At 61.6% G+C, this 21114-nt stretch carries 19 protein-coding genes, 1 pseudogene and 1 riboswitch; of the genes and pseudogenes, 11 read left to right on the top strand and 9 right to left on the bottom strand.

Annotated elements, in window-relative coordinates:
• Positions 1–44: 44 nt before the first annotated feature.
• The 5 genes from CUJ84_RS20640 to CUJ84_RS20620 all read right to left on the bottom strand — a co-directional run bounded on the left by CUJ84_RS20640 (position 45) and on the right by CUJ84_RS20620 (position 4088).
• On the bottom strand, positions 45–1055 hold the full coding sequence (locus CUJ84_RS20640) for an ABC transporter substrate-binding protein (protein WP_105007558.1): 1011 nt from the start codon (positions 1053–1055) through the stop codon (positions 45–47).
• A gap of 10 nt (positions 1056–1065) precedes the next feature.
• A complete protein-coding gene (locus tag CUJ84_RS20635) occupies positions 1066–1824 on the bottom strand; it encodes an ABC transporter ATP-binding protein (protein ID WP_105007557.1) in 759 nt (252 codons plus the stop codon).
• A complete protein-coding gene (locus CUJ84_RS20630; protein WP_105007556.1) occupies positions 1821–2627 on the bottom strand; it encodes an ABC transporter permease in 807 nt (268 codons plus the stop codon). The genes CUJ84_RS20635 and CUJ84_RS20630 overlap by 4 nt, the downstream gene beginning before the upstream one ends.
• A gap of 10 nt (positions 2628–2637) precedes the next feature.
• Positions 2638–3246 carry a YkoF family thiamine/hydroxymethylpyrimidine-binding protein gene (locus tag CUJ84_RS20625; RefSeq protein WP_105007555.1) on the bottom strand — a complete coding sequence of 203 codons (609 nt, stop codon included), beginning with the start codon at positions 3244–3246 and terminating at the stop codon, positions 2638–2640.
• Positions 3237–3350, bottom strand: a riboswitch (TPP riboswitch). It overlaps the preceding gene by 10 nt.
• A gap of 162 nt (positions 3351–3512) precedes the next feature.
• Complete coding sequence (locus CUJ84_RS20620) at positions 3513–4088, bottom strand: NADPH-dependent FMN reductase (RefSeq protein ID WP_017995353.1); 576 nt, start codon at positions 4086–4088, stop codon at positions 3513–3515.
• A gap of 83 nt (positions 4089–4171) precedes the next feature.
• Here CUJ84_RS20620 and soxR point away from each other — a divergent pair, with 83 nt between their 5' ends.
• The 10 genes from soxR (at position 4172) to CUJ84_RS20570 (ending at position 15453) form a co-directional block, all read left to right on the top strand.
• Entirely contained in the window at positions 4172–4636 is a 465-nt protein-coding gene (gene soxR, locus CUJ84_RS20615; protein WP_017995352.1) for a redox-sensitive transcriptional activator SoxR, read from the top strand.
• 152 nt (positions 4637–4788) lie between these two features.
• Positions 4789–5559, top strand: coding sequence for an SDR family NAD(P)-dependent oxidoreductase (locus tag CUJ84_RS20610; protein WP_105008263.1), 771 nt, complete (start codon positions 4789–4791; stop codon positions 5557–5559).
• A 103-nt stretch (positions 5560–5662) separates the two neighbouring features.
• Positions 5663–6004, top strand: a complete 342-nt coding sequence (locus CUJ84_RS20605; protein WP_018069028.1) for an ArsR/SmtB family transcription factor — start codon at positions 5663–5665, stop codon at positions 6002–6004.
• Positions 6005–6195: 191 nt separating this feature from the next.
• Entirely contained in the window at positions 6196–7089 is an 894-nt protein-coding gene (locus CUJ84_RS20600) for a LysR family transcriptional regulator (RefSeq protein ID WP_003543441.1), read from the top strand.
• 135 nt (positions 7090–7224) lie between these two features.
• Positions 7225–7704, top strand: a complete 480-nt coding sequence (locus CUJ84_RS20595) for a formate dehydrogenase subunit gamma (protein ID WP_105007554.1) — start codon at positions 7225–7227, stop codon at positions 7702–7704.
• Complete coding sequence (locus tag CUJ84_RS20590) at positions 7701–9257, top strand: formate dehydrogenase beta subunit (protein ID WP_105007553.1); 1557 nt, start codon at positions 7701–7703, stop codon at positions 9255–9257. The genes CUJ84_RS20595 and CUJ84_RS20590 overlap by 4 nt, the downstream gene beginning before the upstream one ends.
• Before the next feature lie 57 nt (positions 9258–9314).
• Entirely contained in the window at positions 9315–12194 is a 2880-nt protein-coding gene (gene fdhF, locus CUJ84_RS20585; RefSeq protein WP_105007552.1) for a formate dehydrogenase subunit alpha, read from the top strand.
• A 226-nt stretch (positions 12195–12420) separates the two neighbouring features.
• Complete coding sequence (gene fdhD / locus CUJ84_RS20580) at positions 12421–13245, top strand: formate dehydrogenase accessory sulfurtransferase FdhD (protein ID WP_105007551.1); 825 nt, start codon at positions 12421–12423, stop codon at positions 13243–13245.
• Positions 13235–13471, top strand: a complete 237-nt coding sequence (locus CUJ84_RS20575) for a formate dehydrogenase subunit delta (protein ID WP_018243839.1) — start codon at positions 13235–13237, stop codon at positions 13469–13471. Before fdhD ends, CUJ84_RS20575 begins: the two co-directional genes overlap by 11 nt.
• Positions 13472–13794: 323 nt before the next feature.
• Positions 13795–15453, top strand: coding sequence for an OFA family MFS transporter (locus tag CUJ84_RS20570; protein WP_105007550.1), 1659 nt, complete (start codon positions 13795–13797; stop codon positions 15451–15453).
• 121 nt (positions 15454–15574) lie between these two features.
• On the opposite strand, the pseudogene CUJ84_RS20565 reads toward CUJ84_RS20570, so the two are convergent.
• The 4 genes and pseudogenes from CUJ84_RS20565 to rocF form a co-directional block, all read right to left on the bottom strand.
• Positions 15575–17328: pseudogene (locus CUJ84_RS20565) on the bottom strand (methyl-accepting chemotaxis protein).
• Between the two features lie 292 nt (positions 17329–17620).
• Complete coding sequence (locus tag CUJ84_RS20560; RefSeq protein ID WP_003543427.1) at positions 17621–18097, bottom strand: chemotaxis protein CheW; 477 nt, start codon at positions 18095–18097, stop codon at positions 17621–17623.
• Positions 18098–18394: 297 nt separating this feature from the next.
• Positions 18395–19594 (bottom strand): ornithine--oxo-acid transaminase, encoded by a 1200-nt coding sequence (rocD, locus tag CUJ84_RS20550; RefSeq protein WP_105007549.1) that lies wholly within the window; start codon positions 19592–19594, stop codon positions 18395–18397.
• 22 nt (positions 19595–19616) lie between these two features.
• A complete protein-coding gene (rocF, locus tag CUJ84_RS20545; RefSeq protein ID WP_105007548.1) occupies positions 19617–20552 on the bottom strand; it encodes an arginase in 936 nt (311 codons plus the stop codon).
• Positions 20553–20674: 122 nt separating this feature from the next.
• On the opposite strand from rocF, the gene CUJ84_RS20540 reads away from it, so the two are divergent.
• Positions 20675–21112 carry an Lrp/AsnC family transcriptional regulator gene (locus CUJ84_RS20540; RefSeq protein WP_027682612.1) on the top strand — a complete coding sequence of 146 codons (438 nt, stop codon included), beginning with the start codon at positions 20675–20677 and terminating at the stop codon, positions 21110–21112.
• Positions 21113–21114 lie beyond the last annotated feature (2 nt).

The raw sequence follows: 21114 nt of genomic DNA, 5'->3' as shown, positions 1-21114 counted from the left end.
GATTTTGCAGCGGAAAGCCGCGACGGGCAAGGCAGGGGGTGGGCTCAGTCGAGAAGTTCGTTGGTATAATAGGTGGAAAAGTCCGGCTTCTCCTTGAGTGCGGCGCCATTCGCATCGACCAGAATGCCATTCTCCATCAGGAAGCCGCCGAGGGCCTCGGCCTTTGCCGGGTCGAGCGCACCGATCACGCCGGCCTCGGATTTCAGGAAGTGTCCCTCGATCAATGCCTTCTGAGAAGCCTTTACCAGTTCCGTATTCATCAGTGCGCCGTTGCTTCCAGAGATCAGCAGGTCGCAGGCTTCGTCGGGATGGTCGACGGAGTAGGCATAACCCTTTCGTGTCGCCTGGATGAAGGCGCGGGCGTGGTCCCGACTTGCGGCGAGATAGGCGTCGCTGGAGACGATGACCGTCGTCTGCTCGTCGGGAATGCCATAATCGGAATAGTGGAAGCGGCCGATCTTCCGGTTTTCCAGTTCGGCGGCGATGCCTTCCCAGGTGTAGATCTCCAGCGTGAAATCGATCGAGCCATTGTCCAGCGCCTCGTAAGCCGAGGTGCCGAGGGTGACGGTCTTGACGTCGCCCTTGCCGCCGTCATTGCGGATCATCGCGGAGATCAGCGCGCTCTCCCAGGTGCCGCCAAAGCCGCCATAGGTCTTGCCGTCGAGGTCTTTCGGGCTCTTGATGTCGTCGCGTCCGCCCTTGAAGATCAGACGTGCGGTTTCCGTCTGGACGACGCCGTAGACCATCTTCACGTCACCGCCGCCAGCGCGCTGCGTCAGGGTCTCGATCTCGCTGCTGATGCCGAAATCGGCAACGCCGTTGGACACCAGCGTTCCGGCGCTGGTATCGGTGAAGGGAAGAATCTCGACATCGAGCCCGGCATCGGCATAGAAGCCCTTCGCCTTGGCGACATAGATGCCGATATGGTTGGTGTTGGGCGTCCAGTCGAGCGCGATGCGAACCTTTGCGGGTGCCGATTGGGCGAAGGCAGTGCGGCCGGCGAGGCTTGCCGCGATGGCGGCGAAGATCGTCTGGCGACGGGTGAGAAGCAGCATGGTGACCTCCTCAGGTCTCTTGCGGATGAAGCAGGGTTTGCAGGATTTCGGTTTCGATCGCCTGGGCCGCCGGCGAGCCGAGATCGGCGATGCTTCTCGGACGGGGCAGGGGAACGCGGAATTCACGGATGATACGCGCCGGACGGGCCGAAAGCACGTAGATCCGGTCGGAGAGGAACACGGCCTCGCGAACATCATGGGTGATCAGCAGCGCCGTCCAGCGGTGCTCGGTCCACATGCCCTGCAGCCATTCCTGGATCTGCGTACGCGTCAGCGCGTCGAGCGCGCCGAAAGGCTCGTCGAGCAGCAGCATGTCCTGGGTCTGGACGACGGTGCGCAGCAGCGCGGCGCGCTGGCGCATGCCGCCTGACAGTTCGGAGGGATAGTGATGTTCGAAGCCGGCAAGGCCGAAGCTCTCGAACAGCGGTGCGACGGCGGCGCGGGCCGCGCGACGGCTCATGCCTTTTACCTCGAGACCGAGTGCCGCATTGTCGATGATCCGGCGCCAGGGCATCAGCGCATCGCGTTGCGGCATGAAGGCGAAGGAATGCGGCGCCTGTTCCAGCGGCACGCCCTTAAAAAGCATGGTGCCGGAATCGGGTCGAAGCGCCTGGGTCAGCAGTCGCAGCACCGTCGATTTTCCGGAGCCGGAGGGGCCGACGATCGAAACGAACTCGCCGTCTGCGACGGTGAGCGAAATATCGCCCAGCACCTTCATACCGTCGAAGGACTTCGAGATGTTGCGCAATTCGACCATACCATCGTTCATCGGCGCTGCTCCGCGGTTGGCTGCCAGGGCATGACGAGGCGCTGGATCATCAGCGTCGCTCCGAAGAGGCAGAGTGTCAGCACGGCGCTGACGACGACGGCGGCGAGCACGAGATCGGGACGGAAATTGTTCTTGGCGTTGAGGATATAGATGCCGAGGCCGCGGGCGGCGCCGGCATATTCGGCAAAGATCGCGCCGACGACGGCATAGGTGATCGAGATTCTGAGGCCGGCGAAGAAATAGGGCAACGAGGAGGGAAGCCGCGCCAGGCGGAAAATGCGCCAGCGGCTCGCCTTCATCGAATTCAGCAATTCTGCGATGTCGCGGTCGGTTGATTCATAGCCCTGCAGCAAGGCGACGAGCAGCGGGAAGAAGGTGACGAGCGCCACCAGCAGGACCTTCGGCAACAGGCCGAAGCCGAACCAGAGGACGACGAGAGGCGCGATCGCCACCAGCGGCAGGGTCTGGCTGGCGATGAAGATCGGCAGCAATGCCCGGCGCATGAAGGGCACGAAATCCATGAGGATCGAGGCGGCGAAGGCGAAGGCAAGCGACAGGGCGAAACCTCCGAGTGTCGCGCCGAGCGTTGGCCAGGTGTTTGATATCAGCGCCTCGCGGTTCAGCCAGCCCTGGATGACGATGCGCGAAGGCGCCGGCAGGATGGAAGGTTTGATACCGGAGAGATCGACATAGAGTTCCCATGCCGCCAAAAAGGCGCAGCCGGCCAGCAAGGCGGGTATGCCCCGGTAGAGAGCGGCGCGGAACGCGGCAAGGCGCGAATCCGATGGTTGTGACGGTGTCATCGGCGTTCGATCAGGCTTTCGTTGGGCTATTGGCTGACACCGTGATGTCGAGGGTCACATGCCCTTCGGGGTCGCCGAAGCAATAGAAGGCCTCCCGAATGGTTGCGAAGACGGGGCCGGCATCGCCAGAAAGCCTGGTGCAGAAATTCTTGGCGCGGTCGAAAGTGCCGGAGCGCTTCAGGAAGTCGATGCAGCCATAGATCTCGTCCATATGGGTACCGGTGCCCATGACGTAGAGCGAGAATTGCGCAGCGGCCGGCTGTCCGGTCTCGGCGGTGATTTCAACAGCGGCAAGTGCAGCTGTTATACGCTCGGCAAGCGGCTCCGCCTGACCGAGGGAAGGGTTGACGCCGCAGATGGCGTCGTCGGGCTCGCCGGGGCAGCCGCGTGAAACGGCAGCAGATAGCACGCAATGCTCGCCGGTCTTGGCGGCGGCGGCGAAAAGATCGTGCATGGCGGCGAAAAGAATGTCAGGCGGGCCGACCAGCAGTGTGGAGATGTCATCGGTCTCGATGCGCAGCCGGTCGCGATAAGGATCGAGCGCCTTGACGGCATCAAGAATAATGCCGACAAAATTGCCGGACATCGGATAGAGTGACACTTGTGCGCCTGAGAACATCTGAACCTCGCTCCGCTGGCATTACCCAGATCAGCTTTGAAGGGTCCAGAGGCTTGCACCTCACATCTCAGCCCCGGCGATACGGAGCTCCCCTGTTATTTGCGCGGAAACTATCACCGGGGTTTTCTCCCCGCAACAGCAAAATTGCGAACCCGTCCGCGCGGTCGGGATGAGCCTGATGTGACGGGAAACACCCGGACGGAGGTCCTGTCCGGGTGTTTCCAATGGTTCCGTACCTGCCGGGAACGGAACCGCAGCTTGCTGCCTCAGGCGGCGATGTCCGTATAGGGACGATCGCTGCGGGCAGCGACGAGCGCCTGCGTCCACCATTCCAGCCTCGTCATCATCCGATCGAGCGAACGCATTGCGTCGGCGGGGTTGTCGAGCCGCCCGTCCGTGTCGAAGCGGTTCCAAGGTGCGGCAAAGCTCACCGAATCGCGGATCGTCACGGCGTGCAGTTCGGCAAAGACGAGCCGCAGTTGTTCGACGGCGCGCAGGCCGCCAGAGATGCCGCCATAGGAAACGAAGGCGACCGGCTTGCCCTGCCAGGGCTCGAAGAAGAGATCGATGATCGACTTCAACGGGGCGGTGAAGCTGTGATTGTATTCCGGCGTGACGATGATGAAGGCGTCGGCCATGCCAAGCCGTCCGGCGAGCCTGTCGATTTCGGGGTGCGTCATATCGCGGTTGGCCGGCAGCGCGAAATCGAGCGGGTCGATGATGTCGATATCAAATTGCGGGAAGCGGACGAGCTCCTGCGTCAGCCATTTGACCACCCGGTCGCAGATGCGGCCCTCTCTCGTGCTCCCATAGATGACAGCCAGCCTGGTGGATGTTTTCATGCGTCGCTCCTTGTTGCGATTGGACTTTACGATTGCAGGAGCCAAGGTTATAAAACCTCAACTAATATTGAGGTCAAGAGGTGATGGATACAATTCCTGCAGCGCCGCTCGGCAAGCTCCTGACGGTCGGTGAAGTGGCGGAGCGCAGCGGCCTGGCCGTCTCGGCGCTGCATTTTTACGAGACCAAGGGGCTGATCTCGAGCATTCGCTCCCGCGGCAATCAGCGGCGCTATGGGCGCGATGTGCTTCGCCGGCTCGGCATCATCAAGGTGGCGCAGCGTGTCGGCATTCCGCTTTCGGAAATCCAGGCGGCGTTCGAGTCCCTGCCGCAGGGGCGCACGCCGACCGTCGCCGACTGGCAGACGCTGTCGGCGCGCTGGAAAGATGATCTCGACGCGCGAATCAGGCGGCTTAGCCTGCTGCGCGACCGTCTGACCGGATGCATCGGCTGCGGCTGCCTGTCGATCGAAAGCTGTCCGTTGCGCAATCCCTGCGACCGGCTCGGCAAGGAGGGGCCAGGCGCGCGGCTTCTGGAGACCGAAAACTAAAAGGCTGGACCTTCTCGGGGAGACCAGTCTCTCCGGGGCGAGACCAAGTCTCTCCCGGAAAGATTGACGCCTGCCTTTCTTTCGGTCGGCGCGCTCATATGTTAAGGGCGAGTGACGCAACCGGCGGCACTGTCCGCGAGGAGGACGGCTTCGTGTTCCACCCCAGACTGTTCGAAAATCGCAATGTCGTCGTAACCGGCGCCGGTCGTGGCATCGGCCTCGAAGTGGCCCGGCAGTTCCTGGACTGCGGCGCGAAAGTGATCGTCCATACCGGGCGCAAGCCGGGACGCGATCTGCCGGATTTCCTGCTGACGGCCGAATCCGAAAGACGGGCGCTGCTGCTGCATGCTGATTTCTCTGCAGTCGGTGGGGCAGCGCAATTTGCTGAAGATGCTCTCGCCTTCTTCGACAAGGTCGATGTGCTCGTCAACAATGCCGGTACCATGCTTGGCCGTTTTCCCGCTGCCACGCTCACCGACGCAGAATATGAGGCGGTCGTGCGGCTCAACCAGACATCGGTGGTGGCGCTGACGCGCGCGCTGCTGCCGGCATTGAAGGCGGCCGAGGGCGCTGCCATCGTCAACACGGTTTCGATTTCGGCGCTGACCGGCGGCAGCCCCGGTTCCTCGATCTATTCGGCTTCGAAAGCCTTCGTTGCGACCTATTCCAAGGCGCTTGCCCGTGAGCTTGCACCGGACGGAATCCGCGTCAATTGCGTGTCGCCAGGTACGATCGAGACGGAATTCCATGAGCGCTATTCCTCCCGCGAAAAGCTTGAGCAGACGAGAAAATCCATCCCCCTGCAGCGACTCGGCACGGCGGAGGACTGCGCTCCCGCCTATCTGTTCCTGGCGGCTCCCTCGCTCTCGGGCTACATCACCGGACAGGTGATCGAGATCAACGGCGGTCAGCTTATCTGCTGATTTGTTTGGACCTTTTTTGGCATTTCATCACTTTTGACCAATTCGCTTGTGCGAATATGCTATTGTGCTGATCTACCTCATCGCCTCCCTTCCGAGATACCGCATGCCGTTGCCCAAACCCGAGCCGGGGATGACCGGCCAGGAATTGCACAAACTCGCTGGAAAAGCCCACGAAGCGAGCGATCTGCTGAAAGCGCTAGCGCACCAGACCCGACTTCTGATCCTCTGCATATTGGCGAACGAGGAGCGGACGGTGAGTGAAATCGAAAATATCCTCGGCATCCAGCAGGCAATGGTCTCGCAGCAGCTGGCGCGTTTAAGGCTCGAAGGCCTGGTCCATACGCGCCGTCAGGGCAGGCTGGTTTATTACAGCATCGGCAATGTCAGCGTGCTTGCCTTCCTCGAATCGCTGTTCGATCTTTTTCCGGCTGCTGAAAACAGTTAGAGCATGATGCCGAAAAGTGTGCGCGGTTTTCGGACGACATCATGCTCTATTTCTTTGATTTAGATCAGGATTCAGATTTTAGGCCGATCGCGCCTAAAATCATCCTGATCTAGAGATCGCCCTTGCGGAGCACGGCTGCTGCGTCAAAGATGAACTGACCCGGATGATGTCATGCCGGATCGGGAGACCGGATGATCGACAAGCTGGAATTCTTCATCGCCCTTGCCAATGAAAAGCATTTTGGCCGCGCCGCGGAGGAGTGCGGGATCTCGCAGCCGACGCTTTCGGCTGCGATCCGGCAGCTCGAGGATCAGCTTGGCGTCATGCTGGTGCAGCGCGGTTCGCGGTTCCAGGGGCTGACGCCTGAGGGGCAGCGCGTGCTCGAATGGGCTCGACGCATCGTCGGCGATGCCCGCACCATGCGCGAGGAGATGCGTGCCGCGCGCCGCGGCCTTTCCGGCCATATCCGCCTCGCCGCCATTCCGACCGCGCTCGCCATGCTTTCGCGCATCACCACGCCTTTTCAGGAGCGGCATCCCGGCGTGACCTTCTCGATCGTCTCGCGGAATTCGCTGCAGGTGCTGAGCATGCTCGAAAACCTCGAAATCGATGCCGGCATCACCTATCTCGAAAACGAGCCGCTCGGCCGCGTCACGACCGTTCCCCTCTATGCCGAGCGCTATAATCTGATCACGGCTGCAGGCAGCCCGCTATCCGATCGCGACAACGTGACCTGGCGGGAGATCGGCGATCTTCGGCTTTGTCTATTGACTGCCGACATGCAGAACCGTCGGATCATCAACCGCCACTTGACGGAAGCAGGCGCCACTGCGCATCCGACGCTCGAATCCAACTCGATGATCGTGCTGTTCTCGCATGTCAGGACTGGACGCTGGGCGAGCATCATGCCGCGCAACGTCGCCAAATCCTTTGGATTTCCAGTGGAAATCCGCATGATCCCGATCGTCGAGCCGGAGGCGCATCATCTGGTCGGCCTTGTTGCGCCTTATCGCGAGCCCTTCACGCCGCTTGTATCGGCCTTGCTGCACGAGGCGAGGGTGCTCGTGCAAGACGAAGAACTCTGATAGAAAAAACCTATCAAGCAACGAGATAGCTTTATTGATCACCGGCTGCTTCCCTGAAATGGTGGTTGTGGAATAGCACTCGGCCGGGGGAGGCCCGCTATTCCGCAACGAGCAAGCTGCCGGGAGGGCTGCCTTATGACCATTCATATCGCCGAAGGCGATATTGCAGCGCGCACCCGAGCCATCGTCGCCGATCTTCGCTTTCTCGAAGGGCCGTTGCTTCCCATTCTGCACGAGGTTCAGCAGGAGTTCGGCTATGTGCCGCAGGAAGCCATGCCCGTCATCGCGGAGGAATTGAACCTCTCCCGTGCCGAGGTGCATGGCGTGGTGACCTTCTATCACGATTATCGCGACCATCCCGCCGGCCGGCACGTGCTGAAGCTCTGTCGCGCCGAAGCCTGTCAATCGATGGGTGGCGATGCGCTGGCCGAACGCGTCAAGGCGCTGCTTGGCATCGATTTTCATCAGACGACGCTCGATGGCGGCGTGACGCTGGAGCCGGTCTACTGTCTCGGGCTCTGCGCCTGCGCGCCGGCGGTGATGCTCGACGGCGAGGTCTATGGCCGGGTCGACGATCAGACGGCGGCGGAACTCATCGCGGAGGCACGCCGATGACCGTCAGGATATATGTTCCGCGCGATGCCGCAGCGCTGGCGCTCGGGGCCGAAAAGGTGGCAAAGGCGATTGCCCAGGAGATCGCCGCCCACGGCTTCGATGCCGAGATCGTGCGCAACGGCTCGCGCGGAATGTTCTGGCTGGAGCCGCTGGTCGAGATCGAGGTTGCCGGCAAGCGCATCGGTTACGGACCGGTGAAGTCCAAGGATGTGGCTGATCTGTTTGATGCCGGGATGATTGATGGAGGCGAGCATCGGCTCTGTCTCGGGGAGGTTGAAGACCTCCCGTTCCTCAAGGAACAAACTCGCCTGACCTTTGTCCGCTGCGGCGTCACCGATCCGCTTTCGCTTGGCGATTACGAGGCGCATGGCGGTCTTGCCGGGCTTCGCCGCGCCATTTCGATGACATCAGCCGAAGTCGTCAAGGAAGTCACCGATTCCGGCTTGCGCGGACGCGGCGGCGCCGGCTTTCCCACAGGCATCAAGTGGAAGACCGTTCTCGATGCCGCCGGCGAACGCAAATATATCGTCTGCAATGCCGATGAGGGCGACAGCGGCACCTTTGCCGACCGGATGATCATGGAGGGCGATCCCTTCGTGTTGATCGAGGGCATGGCGATATCAGGGCTCGCGACCGGGGCGACCAAGGGTTTCGTCTATACGCGTTCGGAATATCCGCATGCGATCGCTGTCATGACCGAGGCCGTCGGCCTCGCGCGCCAGGCCGGTATTCTCGGACCATCTGTGCTCGGATCCGGCCGCGCCTTCGATATCGAAGTGCGCACCGGCGCCGGCGCCTATGTCTGCGGCGAGGAGACGGCTCTGCTCAACAGCCTCGAGGGCAGGCGCGGCATCGTGCGTGCCAAGCCGCCGCTGCCGGCGCATAAGGGGCTGTTTAACTGTCCGACCGTCATCAACAACGTGATCTCGCTGGCTTCGGTGCCCGTCATCATGGAAAAGGGTGCGGCCTTCTACCGCGATTTCGGCATGGGCCGTTCACGCGGCACCATCCCGCTGCAGATCGCCGGCAATGTCAGATATGGCGGCCTCTTTGAGACGGCCTTCGGTCTTTCGCTCGGAGATATCGTCGACAGGATCGGTGGCGGTACAGTGACGGGACGGCCGGTCAAAGCCGTGCAGGTCGGCGGACCGCTCGGCGCCTATTTCCCGCGGGCGCTGTTCGACACGCCGTTCGATTACGAATCCTTCGCCGCCAAGGACGGGCTTATCGGCCATGCCGGCATCGTCGTCTTCGACGACACAGCCGATATGCTGAAGCAGGCGCGTTTCGCGATGGAATTCTGCGCCGTCGAAAGCTGCGGCAAGTGCACGCCCTGCCGCATCGGCTCGACGCGCGGCGTGGAGACGGCCGACAAGATCGCTCACGGCATCGAACCGGAGAAGAACCGGGTGCTGCTTGCCGATCTCTGCAACACGATGAAGTTCGGCTCGCTCTGTGCGCTGGGTGGTTTCACGCCCTATCCGGTCATGAGCGCCATGACGCATTTCCCGGAGGATTTTTCGCCGGCACCTCTGGTGGAGGCGGCGGAATGACGAGTTTTTCATGGAACGCCTGCGCTGACCTCACCATCTCAAGCAAGGAGACCCATCATGTCTCTCATCCATGAAATCGACTACGGGACCCCGGCTTCGAAATCCGAGGCCATGGTGAGGCTCACCATCGACGGACAGCAGATCAGCGTGCCGGAGGGCACCTCCATCATGCGCGCCTCGATGGAGGCCGGCATCAAGGTGCCGAAGCTCTGTGCCACCGACATGGTCGACGCTTTCGGCTCCTGCCGGCTCTGCCTCGTCGAGATCGAGGGCCGCAACGGCACGCCCTCCTCCTGCACGACGCCGGTGGCGGCAAACATGGTGGTGCACACGCAGACGAGACGGCTGAAGGATATCCGCCGCGGCGTGATGGAACTCTATATTTCCGACCATCCGCTCGACTGTCTCACCTGCGCGGCCAACGGCGATTGCGAATTGCAGGACATGGCGGGCGCCGTCGGCCTGCGCGATGTGCGCTACGGCTATGAGGGCGACAACCACGTCAAGGCGCGCAGCAATGGCGGCATCAATCTGAAATGGATGCCGAAGGACGAATCCAATCCCTATTTCACCTATGATCCCTCCAAGTGCATCGTCTGTTCGCGCTGTGTGCGCGCCTGCGAGGAAGTGCAGGGCACCTTCGCGCTGACGATCGAGGGCCGCGGCTTCGGCTCGCGCGTTTCGCCCGGCATGCACGAACATTTCATCGATTCCGAATGCGTTTCCTGCGGCGCCTGCGTCCAGGCCTGCCCGACGGCGACGCTGACGGAGAAATCGGTGATCCAGATCGGCCAGCCGGAGCATTCGGCAGTGACCACCTGCGCCTATTGCGGCGTCGGCTGTTCTTTCAAGGCGGAGATGCGCGGCGAGGAACTGGTGCGCATGGTGCCGTGGAAGGACGGTCAGGCCAATCGCGGCCATTCCTGCGTCAAGGGGCGCTTCGCCTATGGCTATTCGACCCACAAGGACCGCATCCTCAATCCGATGATCCGCGAAAAGGTCAGCGATCCCTGGCGGGAAGTGAGCTGGGACGAAGCCTTCGCGCATGTGGCGCTGGAGTTCCGCCGCATCCAGTATCAATACGGCCGCGAGGCGATTGGCGGCATCACCTCGTCGCGCTGCACCAATGAGGAAACTTATCTGGTGCAGAAGCTGATCCGCGCCGGCTTCGGCAACAACAATGTCGATACCTGCGCCCGCGTCTGCCATTCGCCGACCGGCTACGGCCTCGGCCAGACCTTCGGCACGTCGGCGGGTACGCAGGATTTCGACAGCGTCGAGCATTCGGATGTCGTCGTCGTCATCGGCGCCAATCCGACCGACGGGCATCCGGTGTTCGGCTCGCGGCTGAAGAAGCGGCTGCGCCAGGGCGCCAAGCTCATCGTCATCGATCCGCGCCGCACCGATATCGTCCGCTCGCCGCATATCGAGGCCTCCTATCACCTGCCGCTGAAGCCCGGCACCAATGTCGCGGTCATGACGGCGCTGGCGCATGTGATCGTCACCGAAGGGCTGTTTGACGAGGCGTTCATCCGCGAGCGCTGCGACTGGTCGGAGTTCGAGGACTGGGCGGCCTTCGTCGCCGAGCCGCAGCACAGTCCCGAAGAGACCGAGATCTTCACCGGCGTGCCGGCGGCGGATCTGCGCGGCGCGGCAAGGCTCTATGCCAAGGGTGGCAACGGTGCGATCTACTACGGCCTCGGCGTCACCGAACACAGCCAGGGCTCGACCACGGTCATCGCGATCGCCAACCTGGCGATGGCGACCGGCAATATCGGCCGTCCCGGCGTCGGCGTGAACCCGCTGCGCGGCCAGAACAATGTGCAGGGCTCCTGCGACATGGGTTCCTTCCCGCACGAATTGCCGGGCTACCGGCACATTTCCGACGATGCGACGCGTGACATCTTCGAAAAACTCTGGGGCGTGAAGCTCAACAACGAGCCGGGCCTGCGTATTCCGAACATGCTGGATGCAGCAGTCGACGGCTCCTTCAAAGGCATCTACATCCAGGGCGAAGACATCCTCCAGTCCGATCCCGATACCAAACATGTCGCGGCCGGGCTTGCGGCGATGGAATGCGTCGTCGTGCAGGATCTGTTCCTCAACGAGACCGCCAATTACGCCCATGTCTTCCTGCCGGGCTCGACCTTCCTCGAGAAGGACGGCACCTTCACCAATGCGGAACGCCGCATCAATCGCGTGCGCAAGGTGATGTCACCGCGCAACGGCTATGGCGACTGGGAAGTGACGCAGAAGCTTGCCCAGGCGATGGGGCTCGGTTGGAATTATACCCATCCGTCTGAGATCATGGACGAGATCGCCGCGACGACGCCGAGCTTCGCGATGGTCTCCTACGACTATCTCGATAAAATGGGCTCGGTGCAGTGGCCCTGCAACGAGAAGAACCCGCTCGGCTCGCCGATCATGCACGTCAACGGCTTCGTGCGTGGCAAGGGCAAGTTCATCCGCACCGAATATGTGGCGACCGACGAGCGTACCGGTCCGCGCTTCCCGCTGCTGCTGACAACCGGCCGCATCCTCAGCCAGTACAATGTCGGGGCGCAGACGCGGCGGACCGAGAATGTCGTCTGGCATGCGGAAGACCGGCTGGAAATCCATCCACACGATGCCGAGCAGCGTGGCGTTCGCGATGGCGACTGGGTGAAGCTCGGCAGCCGCTCCGGCGACACTACGCTCAGGGCGCTGATCACCGATCGCGTCGCGCCGGGTGTCGTCTATACGACCTTCCATCATCCCACGACGCAGGCGAACGTCATCACCACCGATTTCTCCGACTGGGCGACGAACTGCCCGGAATACAAGGTGACGGCGGTGCAGGTCTCGCCCTCCAACGGGCCGAGTGAATGGCAGCTGGAATATGACGAGCAGGCGCGGCAATCACGCCGCATCGCCGGCAAGCTCGAGGCAGCGGAGTGACGATGCGGGAGCGGTCTGGTGTGGCTTCCCCTTCTCCCCTCGGGGAGAAGGTGCCCGGAGGGCGGATGAGGGGGCGGCTCGACGAGTGCGAACTCGCTTCGGCTCGTTCGTTCGCTCCTATCGTCGCTCACCCCCTCATCTGCCCTGACGGGCATCAAACGGGGTCGAGCCACGGGTCTCGACCCGTCCTTCGAACCCCCGCGGGGGAGAAGGGGGAACGCGCATCATGAGCTTCACCGTCACCGCCCGTGCTCTCGAAACCGCCCGCCGCAACGGCATTATGCACACCAGCTCTCGCATCGTGCCGGAAGAGGTGCCGATCGCCTTTTCCTATGGCGGCAGTTCGCATGCGGTGATGATGGCGACACCTGCGGACCTCGAGGATTTTGCCGTCGGATTCAGTCTGACCGAAGGAATCATTGCCGGGCCGGCGGAGATATCGGCCGTCGAGGTCATCGAGGGTGAGCAGGGGATCGATGTGCAGGTGAGCCTGGTCGACGACGTCGCCGATCGGTTGCGGGCACGGCGCCGCAGCATGGCGGGGCCGGTCGGCTGCGGGCTCTGCGGCATCGAATCGATCGAACAGGCGGTGCGGCCGGTTCCTGATGTCTCGACATTGCCGTTGGCGCTGTCGCATGCGGATATCGTCCGCGCCGTTTCGCTTCTGAACGAGGCACAGCCGCTGCATCGTGAGACACGGGCGGTGCATGGCGCCGGGTTCTATCTTCCCGGCAGGGGGCTGATTGCCGTGCGCGAAGATGTCGGCCGGCACAATGCGCTGGACAAGCTCTGCGGCGCCGTCATCCGCGCCAGCGAAAGAGGTGGGGACGGTGCCGTCGTCGTCACCAGCCGGCTTTCCCTCGAGATGGTGCAGAAGGCGGCGATCCTCGGCAGCCCGGTGCTCATCGCCATTTCAGCGCCGACGGCTCTCGCCATCCGCACGGCCGAAGAGGCCGGCATGACGCTCGTCGCGCTGGTGCGCGGCGAGGATTTCGAGATCTTCACCCACCCGCACCGCATCTCGCCCGGAAGCATTGCCGATGTCGCATGATACCAAGACCAAGCTCGTCTATATGGCAAACCAGATCGCCACCTTCTTCAAGAGCCAGCCGGAAAGCGAGGCCGCGCAGGGGGTCGCCACCCATATCAACAAATTCTGGGACCCGCGCATGCGGCGGCAGTTGTTCGAAATTCTGGAGAATGAGGAAAATGGTCTGGATGCGCTCGTGCTTCAGGCTGCTCCTCTGATCCGAAAGCCGGAGCCGGTGACACACTAAAGCGCGTCGCAATCTTTCAGATTGGCTTCTCGCGCTTTAGGTCTTTATTTCCAACGCATGTCGTTACCGCAAAACCGCTGCACAGTTTTGCGCGACGTGCTTTAGAGCGGTTCAGCTTTTCACGGAAGCGCAGAACCGCTCTTAACCTTTTGTTTTTACGCAATTCCGGACGGAAAACCGTTTCACACTTTTCCTGGAATTGCTTTAGGTACGGTAACCAGTATCGGCCGATGCGGGAGGGGAGGCAGCAGCAAGTTGCCTGCGCATGCGCCGGTGACGATAAGTCTGAATCAAGCCAGGTCTGAATCAAGGAGGAGTTGTTTATGGCTGCAGCGGAAACACGTACAGATGGGGCGTTGGCGGGGGTAGGCCTGCTTGATCGTGAAAGGATCGTCGCAAGGCCCGGGTTCAATCGGTGGCTGGTGCCGCCGGCAGCGCTCGCCATCCATCTCTGCATCGGCATGGCCTATGGTTTCAGCGTCTTCTGGTTGCCGCTTTCCAAGTCGCTCGGGATCACGGCCTCGACGGCCTGCCCCGATCTGACACTCGCCTCGGCGCTGTTCACCACGACCTGCGACTGGCGTGTTGCCGATCTCGGCTGGATTTATACGCTGTTCTTCGTTCTGCTTGGTTCGTCCGCCGCCATCTGGGGCGGCTGGCTCGAGCGGGCCGGTCCGCGCAAGGCGGGCGTCGTTTCCGCTTGCTGTTGGTGCGGCGGCATCATTCTTGCCGCTATCGGCGTCATCACTCATCAGCTCTGGATGATGTGGCTCGGTGCGGGCGTTATCGGCGGCATCGGTCTCGGCCTCGGTTACATCTCGCCGGTCTCGACACTGATCAAGTGGTTTCCCGACCGGCGCGGCATGGCGACCGGCATGGCGATCATGGGCTTCGGTGGCGGTGCGATGATCGGCGCCCCGCTTGCCAACCTGCTGATGAATACTTTCAAGACCGACAGTTCGGTCGGCGTCTGGCAGACCTTCATCGTCATGGCGGCGATTTATTTCGTCTTCATGATGGGCGGTGCCTTCGGCTATCGCATTCCGCCGGCCGGCTGGCGTCCTGAGGGTTGGACGCCGCCTGTGGCCAAGAGCACGATGATCACCACCAAACATGTGGACCTGCGCGATGCCCACAAGACCAAACAGTTCTGGCTGATCTGGGCCGTGCTTTGCCTCAACGTTTCGGCCGGTATCGGCGTTCTCGGCATGGCCTCGCCGATGCTGCAGGAAATCTTCGCCGGCTCGCTGATCGGCCTGCCGGACGTTGGCTTCGCCCAGCTCGACGCCGGCCAGAAGGCATCGATCGCCACGATCGCCGCCGGTTTTGCCGGTTTGCTGTCGCTCTTCAACATCGGCGGACGATTCTTCTGGGCGTCGCTGTCCGACAAGATCGGCCGCAAGAATACCTATTATTGCTTCTTCGTCCTCGGCATCGTGCTCTATGCGTTGGCGCCGACCTTCGCGGGCATGGGCAACAAGGCGCTGTTCGTTCTTTCCTTCGGCATCATCCTGTCGATGTATGGTGGAGGCTTCGCGACCATCCCGGCCTATCTTGCCGATATCTTCGGCACGCAGTTCGTCGGCGCCATCCACGGCCGGCTGCTGACCGCCTGGGCAACGGCCGGTATCGTCGGTCCCGTCGTCGTCAACTACATCCGCGAAGCGCAGATCGCCGCCGGCGTTGCGCCCGGGCCAACCCTCTATACCGGCACCATGTATATCCTCGCCGGCATGCTGGCGCTCGGGCTCATTGCCAATGCGCTGATCAGGCCGCTTTCGGACAAGTGGTTCATGTCCGATGGCGAGGTCGCTGCACTGCAGGCGAAGTCGGCGGCCGTCAATGCCGGCCCGACCGGTTCCTTCGGCATCGGCACAGGCGGGCTGGACGCCAGGGCTATGCTTGCCTGGGCCGTCGTCGGCGTGCCGTTGCTCTGGGGTGTCTGGGTGACGCTGCGGGCGACTTTCGCGCTGTTCGCGTGAACCATCAAAGCGGGTCGCATGGGTGTTCATGCGACGCGTTTATCTTCGTATACAGCGCAATCTGATCAAAGTGCCGCCTGGCGGCGGCACGGTAGAATGACGTTGTGCGGGGAGCCTGAGATCAGAACTCTTCCCAGCTCTGGGCGGTTGCTGCGGCGGCGCCCTGCGCCTTTGCGACACGTGAAACGAGATGCAGCGCCGGTGAGCCCGTCTGTTTTGCCTCATGCCTGACGGTCTGGGTCTGGCCTGGCAGACGGAACCTCGTCAGCAGGACACGCAGCGTTTCGGCTTCCTTGGCAAGGCTATGGCTGGCAGCGGTGCTCTCCTCGACCATGGCGGCATTCTGCTGGGTTGCCTGATCCAGCGTATTGACCGCCTGGTTGATTTCCTTGAGGCCGGTTGCCTGCTCCTTGGAGGCTTCGACGATGGCGACGACGTTGCCGTCGATATCGCCGACCTGGGTGACGATCTCCTCGAGCGCCTTACCCGTCTGGCCGACCAGGCCGACGCCGTTCCTGACATGCTCGCCCGACGTGTTGATCACTTGATCTCTTTGGCGGCGGTGGCGGAGCGCTGGGCGAGCTCTCGGACCTCCTGGGCCACCACGGCGAAGCCCTTGCCGGCTTCGCCGGCGCGGGCCGCCTCGACGCCGGCATTCAATGCCAGGAGGTTGGTCTGGAAGGCGATATCGTCGATGACGCCGATGATGTTGGTGATTTCGCGGGAGGACTGTTCGATCTGGCCCATGGCGGCGACGGCATTGCGGACCACGATACCGGACTGCTCGGCGCCCTGCTTGGTCTGAGCGACAAGGCGGCCGGCCTCATCGGCGCGACGGCTGGAATCGTTGACAGTGGTGGTGATCTCTTCCAGCGCGGCTGCGGTTTCTTCGATGGATGCGGCTTGCTGTTCCGTCCGCTTGGAGAAGGAATCCGCCGATGCGCCGATCTCGCGTGAGCCGCTGGCGATTGCACTGGCATTCTCGCCGATGGTCTTCATCGTCTCGGCAAGACCCTTGATCGCGGTGTTGAAATCGTGGCGCAATTGTTCCATCGACGGGACGAAGGGCGTGTCCACCGTCCTTGTCAGATCACCTTCGGACAGCTGACGCAGCGCGCCGCCAAGCAGAGAAATCGCGCTCATGCGCTGGGTGACGTCGGTTGCGAACTTCACGACCTTGTAGACCTTGCCGTCGGCATCGACGATCGGGTTATAGGCGGCCTGGATCCAGATTTCGCGGCCGTCCTTGCCGAAGCGGACGAATTCGTTGGCAATGAATTCGCCATTGGCCAGACGGCGCCAGAAGTTGCCGTAATCCTCGGTGCTGACATAGGCCGGATCGCAGAACATGCTGTGATGCTTGCCGGTGATCTCGGCCAGGGAATATCCCATGGCTTTGCAGAAATTCTCATTCGCGGTCAGGATTTCGCCCTTCGGGGTGAATTCAATCGCCGCCTGCGAACGCGAGATCGCCTCCAGCTTGCCGGAATCCTCGACCGCCTGCTTCTTGGCGGCCGTGATGTCGGCCGCGAATTTCACCACCTTGAATGGCTTTCCGCCCTTGAGAACAGGATTGTAGGAAGCCTGGATCCATATCTCGCTGTTGCCCTTGGCGAGACGCTTGTAAGCACCGGCATCATATTCGCCGCGCCCGAGCCGCGCCCAGAAGGCGCGATATTCAGAGGTTATCGTATAGGCCGGCTCGCAGAACATGCTGTGATGCTTGCCGACGATCTCGCTCAGGCGATAACCAAGTGCATTGCAGAAATTCTCGTTCGCCGTGAGGATATTTCCCTTGAGGTCGAATTCGATGATCGCCTGCGATTTGGAAATGGCATTGAGAATATATTTCGAATCGGAAGATAGACCAAACATCCCGTCCCTCTGAAATGCACAGTTCTCTGCTGCTTCGTCTGGTAAAGCGAAGCCGATCGGACAAGGAATGCCGGTGATGAGAAGACAAACGGTACTGGCTGTCATTCCCAGATTGGCGGAAATCGTGTCATCCTTGAGTATCCCATGATAACGGAACGTGGTTAATTTCCGGTATAGAAGCTGTTTCTAATCAAGAGGCGCCAAGGTGGATGGTGGCGGCCGAGGCTTGCTTGCGATGCGCAACAAAAAACCGCCCGGGTGGGCGGTTTTTGTCGAGAATTATATTGGCCGATCAGGCAGCCAGTTCATCCGTCTCGTTTTCCTTGAACATCTTGGCGAGGTTCAGGAAGCAGATCATTCCGTTTTCCGAGGCAATGATGCCTTCGCAATAGGCGCGGTCGAAGGAGGCGGTCACCTCGGGCACCGGCTGGACCTGGCTGGAGGAGATGGTGAGGATATCCGAGACGCGGTCGACAAGCATGCCGATGACCATGCTGTGAACTTCGGCGACGACGATGGCGCTGCGCTCATTGGCGACCGTGCTCTTCATGCCGAGTTTGAAAGCAAGATCGATGATCGGGATCACCGAGCCGCGCAGGTTCATGACGCCGATGACATCGGCCGGCGCATGCGGGATCGGCGTCGACGGCGCCCAGCCGCGGATTTCGCGGATGGTCGTGGTCTTGACGCAGAATTCCTGGTCATGCAGGCGGAAGGCAATAATTTCGAGCGTATCGCCGCTGAAGTTAGTCGAATTGATCGTGGCCATTAGAATTCTTCCCAACTATCGTAAGCCAGGGCAGAAGCGGATGCGCCACCATTGGCGCGGACAAGCTTTGCCTTCATACCACGCGATGGCTTTGCGCTCGGCGAAGCATCGTTACGGTTATCGACGACATTAGCGAAAGAGTGTTGCCCAAATCTAAATCGGGCGACGCGATTTCGAAGGTTTTTAATCTCGGATGAAAACCAGGCAGTCTTGCTGTCGATCTCTTCCAGCCGATCTCTGGCATTCAGGATCTTCCATGCACGTTCGAGATCGTGAAGAAGAATTGCGCCGATTTACTCAGCCTATCGTCTTTTCAATCTCAGAGACGGCCCAATCCACCTGCTCTTTGGTAATGACCAGGGGCGGAGCGAGGCGAATTGTGTGGTCGTGGGTATCCTTGGCGAGAAGGCCACGTTCTTTCAGCGCATGGCAATATTGCCGTGCGCCGCCGGCTTCGGGTTCCAGCTCGATGGCCATCATCAGGCCCCGGCCGCGCACGTCCCTGACGATGTTCGAGCGGATCGACCTGAGGCCTTCGAGGAAGTAGTCGCCCATAACAGCGGCGTTCTCGATCATGCCCTCTTCCGTCAGCACCTTGAGCGCGGCGCGCGCCACTGCGCAGGCGAGTGGATTGCCGCCGAAGGTCGAGCCGTGTTGGCCGGGCTGCAGCACGCCCAGAACTTCGGAATTCGAAAGCACGGCCGACACGGGATAGAAGCCGCCGGACAGCGCCTTGCCGATCAGCGTCACGTCGGCCTCGATGCCTTCGTGCTCCTCCGCCAGCAGCTTGCCGGTGCGGCCGAGGCCGGTTTGGATCTCGTCGAGGATGAGGGTGACGTTGTTTGCCGTGCAGAGCTCGCGGATGCGGGTGAAATAACCCGCCGGCGGGATGATGACGCCGGCTTCGCCCTGGATGGGCTCGATCAGGGCAGCCACCGTATTGGCATCGATTGCAGCGGCGAAAGCCTCGGCATCACCGAAGGGAATGATGCGGAAGCCTGGCGTATAGGGACCGAAGCCGGCGCGGGCGTCGGGATCTGTGGAGAAACTGATGATGCTCAGCGTCCGGCCATGGAAATTATCAGCGCAGACGATGATCTCCGCTTTGCCCTCCGGCACACCCTTGACCTCGTATCCCCATTTGCGCACCGCCTTGATGGCGGTCTCCACCGCTTCGGCGCCGGAATTCATCGGCAGGATCTTGTGCGAGCCGGTGAGAGCCGCGAGCTCTTCGTAGAGATAGGCGAGCTGATCGTTGCGGAAGGCGCGGGAGGTGAGCGTCAGCCTGCCCGCCTGCTCGACCATGGCGGCGAGGATCTTCGGATGGCAATGGCCCTGGTTGACGGCGGAATAGGCTGAGAGGCAATCGAGATAACGGTTGCCGTCGGTATCCCAGACATAAACACCTTCGCCACGCGTCAGCACCACGTCGAGCGGTTTGTAGTTATGGGCGCCGAGCCGTTGTTCCGTGGCAATCAGTTTTTCCGAAGTGTTCATGGCCGTTCTCCCTCTATACGTTTTATGCGGCGCGTGTCGGACGATCGAAGATGCGGCGGCCGAAGAGGCTTGCCGTCAGCTCCACCAGGATGCGGGCGCTCTTGCCGCGATCGTCAAGAAACGGATTGAGTTCGACGAGATCGAGCGACGAGACGAGGCCGCTATCCGAAAGCATTTCCATCACCAGATGCGCCTCGCGAAAGGTCGCGCCGCCCGGGACCGTCGTGCCGACGCCGGGAGCAATCTCGGGATCGAGGAAATCGAGGTCGAGGCTGACATGCAGCAGGCCGTTCGCCTTGGTCACGACATCGAGGATCTCACGCATGATGGCGCCGATGCCCTGCTCGTCGATCGCGCGCATGTCGAAGACATTGACGCCGTGTTCGTGGATTTCCTCGCGCTCGCGTGCATCGACCGACCGGATGCCGACCTGGAAGACATTCTTCGGATCGACGAACGGGCGGCCCTTCGGCAGGATCTCGGCGAACTCCGCCTCGCCGCAGAAGAAGGCGACGGGCATGCCGTGAATATTGCCGGAGGGTGATGTCGCTGGAGAGTTGAAATCGGCATGGGCGTCGAGCCAGAGCACGAAGAGGGGGCGACCTTTGCTTGCGGCGTAGCGCGCCATGCCGGAGACGCTGCCCATGGAAAGGCTGTGATCGCCGCCGAGAATGAGCGGGAAACGGCCGGAGGCGGCCACGTCATAGACGCTGCTTTCCAGCGCGCGGGTGAAGGCGCCAACGATCCTCAGATTGTGAGCTTTCGGGTGGTTCGGCAGGTCCATCGCCGGAACGATCCGGAGATCGCCGATATCAGCAACGTCATGACCAAGCTCGATCAGCGTCTGGTCGACGCCGGCAATGCGCAGGGCCGCAGGGCCCATGGCGGCACCCCTTCGGCCGGAGCCTTCTTCGAGCGGCGCGCCGATGAGGGTGACAGATCGTGATTGGACATCCATTTCGAGGGCTCCGTGTTAGGCCTGTTTCGGCTGATATTGGGACAAAGGGCTGGTAGCAAAAAGATGGAAAAATGTTAGAAATGAACTATGATTGCGCAGATTGATAAACCTATTTTGACAAAGTGATCAGCGTGGATGATCTCGATACTGAACTTCTGAGTGCACTTCGCCATAACGCCCGGATTTCCGTCTCTTCGCTTGCGGCAATGACGGGTGCATCACGGGCAACGGTTGCCGCCCGAATCGAGCGGCTGGTCGCCAGCGGCACCATCGTCGGCTTCACCATCCGCACCGGTCATGAGACGCGCTCCGCCGGCGTGCGTGCCATCGTCATGATCGAGGTGCTCGGCAAGCTCGCCGACAGGGTGGCCGATCAGTTGCGGGGCCTGCCGCAGGTGCGCGCGCTGCACAGCACCAATGGTAAATGGGATTTCGTCGCCGAGCTCGAGGATCGTGACCTCGCCTCCTTCGACGAGACGCTGCGTCGCATCCGGCTGGTCAACGGCATCAATTCGACCGAGACCAATATCCTTCTCAAGACGAGCAAGACTGGTTTCTAAGC

Origin of the sequence: Rhizobium leguminosarum, assembly GCF_002953715.1 — a bacterium.
GTDB classification, from domain to species: Bacteria; Pseudomonadota; Alphaproteobacteria; order Rhizobiales; family Rhizobiaceae; genus Rhizobium; species Rhizobium leguminosarum_V.
This window is presented reverse-complemented; position numbering and strand designations above follow the sequence as displayed.

Bases quoted from the DNA above. Each gene is read 5' to 3' on its own strand.
- CUJ84_RS20630 (WP_105007556.1), bottom strand. From the start codon at position 2,627: ATGACACCGTCACAACCATCGGATTCGCGCCTTGCCGCGTTCCGCGCC.
- CUJ84_RS20600 (WP_003543441.1), top strand. From the start codon at position 6,196: ATGATCGACAAGCTGGAATTCTTCATCGCCCTTGCCAATGAAAAGCAT.
- rocD (WP_105007549.1), bottom strand. From the start codon at position 19,594: ATGAACACTTCGGAAAAACTGATTGCCACGGAACAACGGCTCGGCGCC.
- CUJ84_RS20575 (WP_018243839.1), top strand. From the start codon at position 13,235: ATGTCGCATGATACCAAGACCAAGCTCGTCTATATGGCAAACCAGATC.
- CUJ84_RS20595 (WP_105007554.1), top strand. From the start codon at position 7,225: ATGACCATTCATATCGCCGAAGGCGATATTGCAGCGCGCACCCGAGCC.
- rocF (WP_105007548.1), bottom strand. From the start codon at position 20,552: ATGGATGTCCAATCACGATCTGTCACCCTCATCGGCGCGCCGCTCGAA.
- CUJ84_RS20570 (WP_105007550.1), top strand. From the start codon at position 13,795: ATGGCTGCAGCGGAAACACGTACAGATGGGGCGTTGGCGGGGGTAGGC.
- soxR (WP_017995352.1), top strand. From the start codon at position 4,172: ATGGATACAATTCCTGCAGCGCCGCTCGGCAAGCTCCTGACGGTCGGT.
- fdhD (WP_105007551.1), top strand. From the start codon at position 12,421: ATGAGCTTCACCGTCACCGCCCGTGCTCTCGAAACCGCCCGCCGCAAC.
- CUJ84_RS20620 (WP_017995353.1), bottom strand. From the start codon at position 4,088: ATGAAAACATCCACCAGGCTGGCTGTCATCTATGGGAGCACGAGAGAG.
- fdhF (WP_105007552.1), top strand. From the start codon at position 9,315: ATGTCTCTCATCCATGAAATCGACTACGGGACCCCGGCTTCGAAATCC.
- CUJ84_RS20560 (WP_003543427.1), bottom strand. From the start codon at position 18,097: ATGGCCACGATCAATTCGACTAACTTCAGCGGCGATACGCTCGAAATT.
- CUJ84_RS20605 (WP_018069028.1), top strand. From the start codon at position 5,663: ATGCCGTTGCCCAAACCCGAGCCGGGGATGACCGGCCAGGAATTGCAC.
- CUJ84_RS20640 (WP_105007558.1), bottom strand. From the start codon at position 1,055: ATGCTGCTTCTCACCCGTCGCCAGACGATCTTCGCCGCCATCGCGGCA.
- CUJ84_RS20590 (WP_105007553.1), top strand. From the start codon at position 7,701: ATGACCGTCAGGATATATGTTCCGCGCGATGCCGCAGCGCTGGCGCTC.
- CUJ84_RS20635 (WP_105007557.1), bottom strand. From the start codon at position 1,824: ATGAACGATGGTATGGTCGAATTGCGCAACATCTCGAAGTCCTTCGAC.
- CUJ84_RS20625 (WP_105007555.1), bottom strand. From the start codon at position 3,246: ATGTTCTCAGGCGCACAAGTGTCACTCTATCCGATGTCCGGCAATTTT.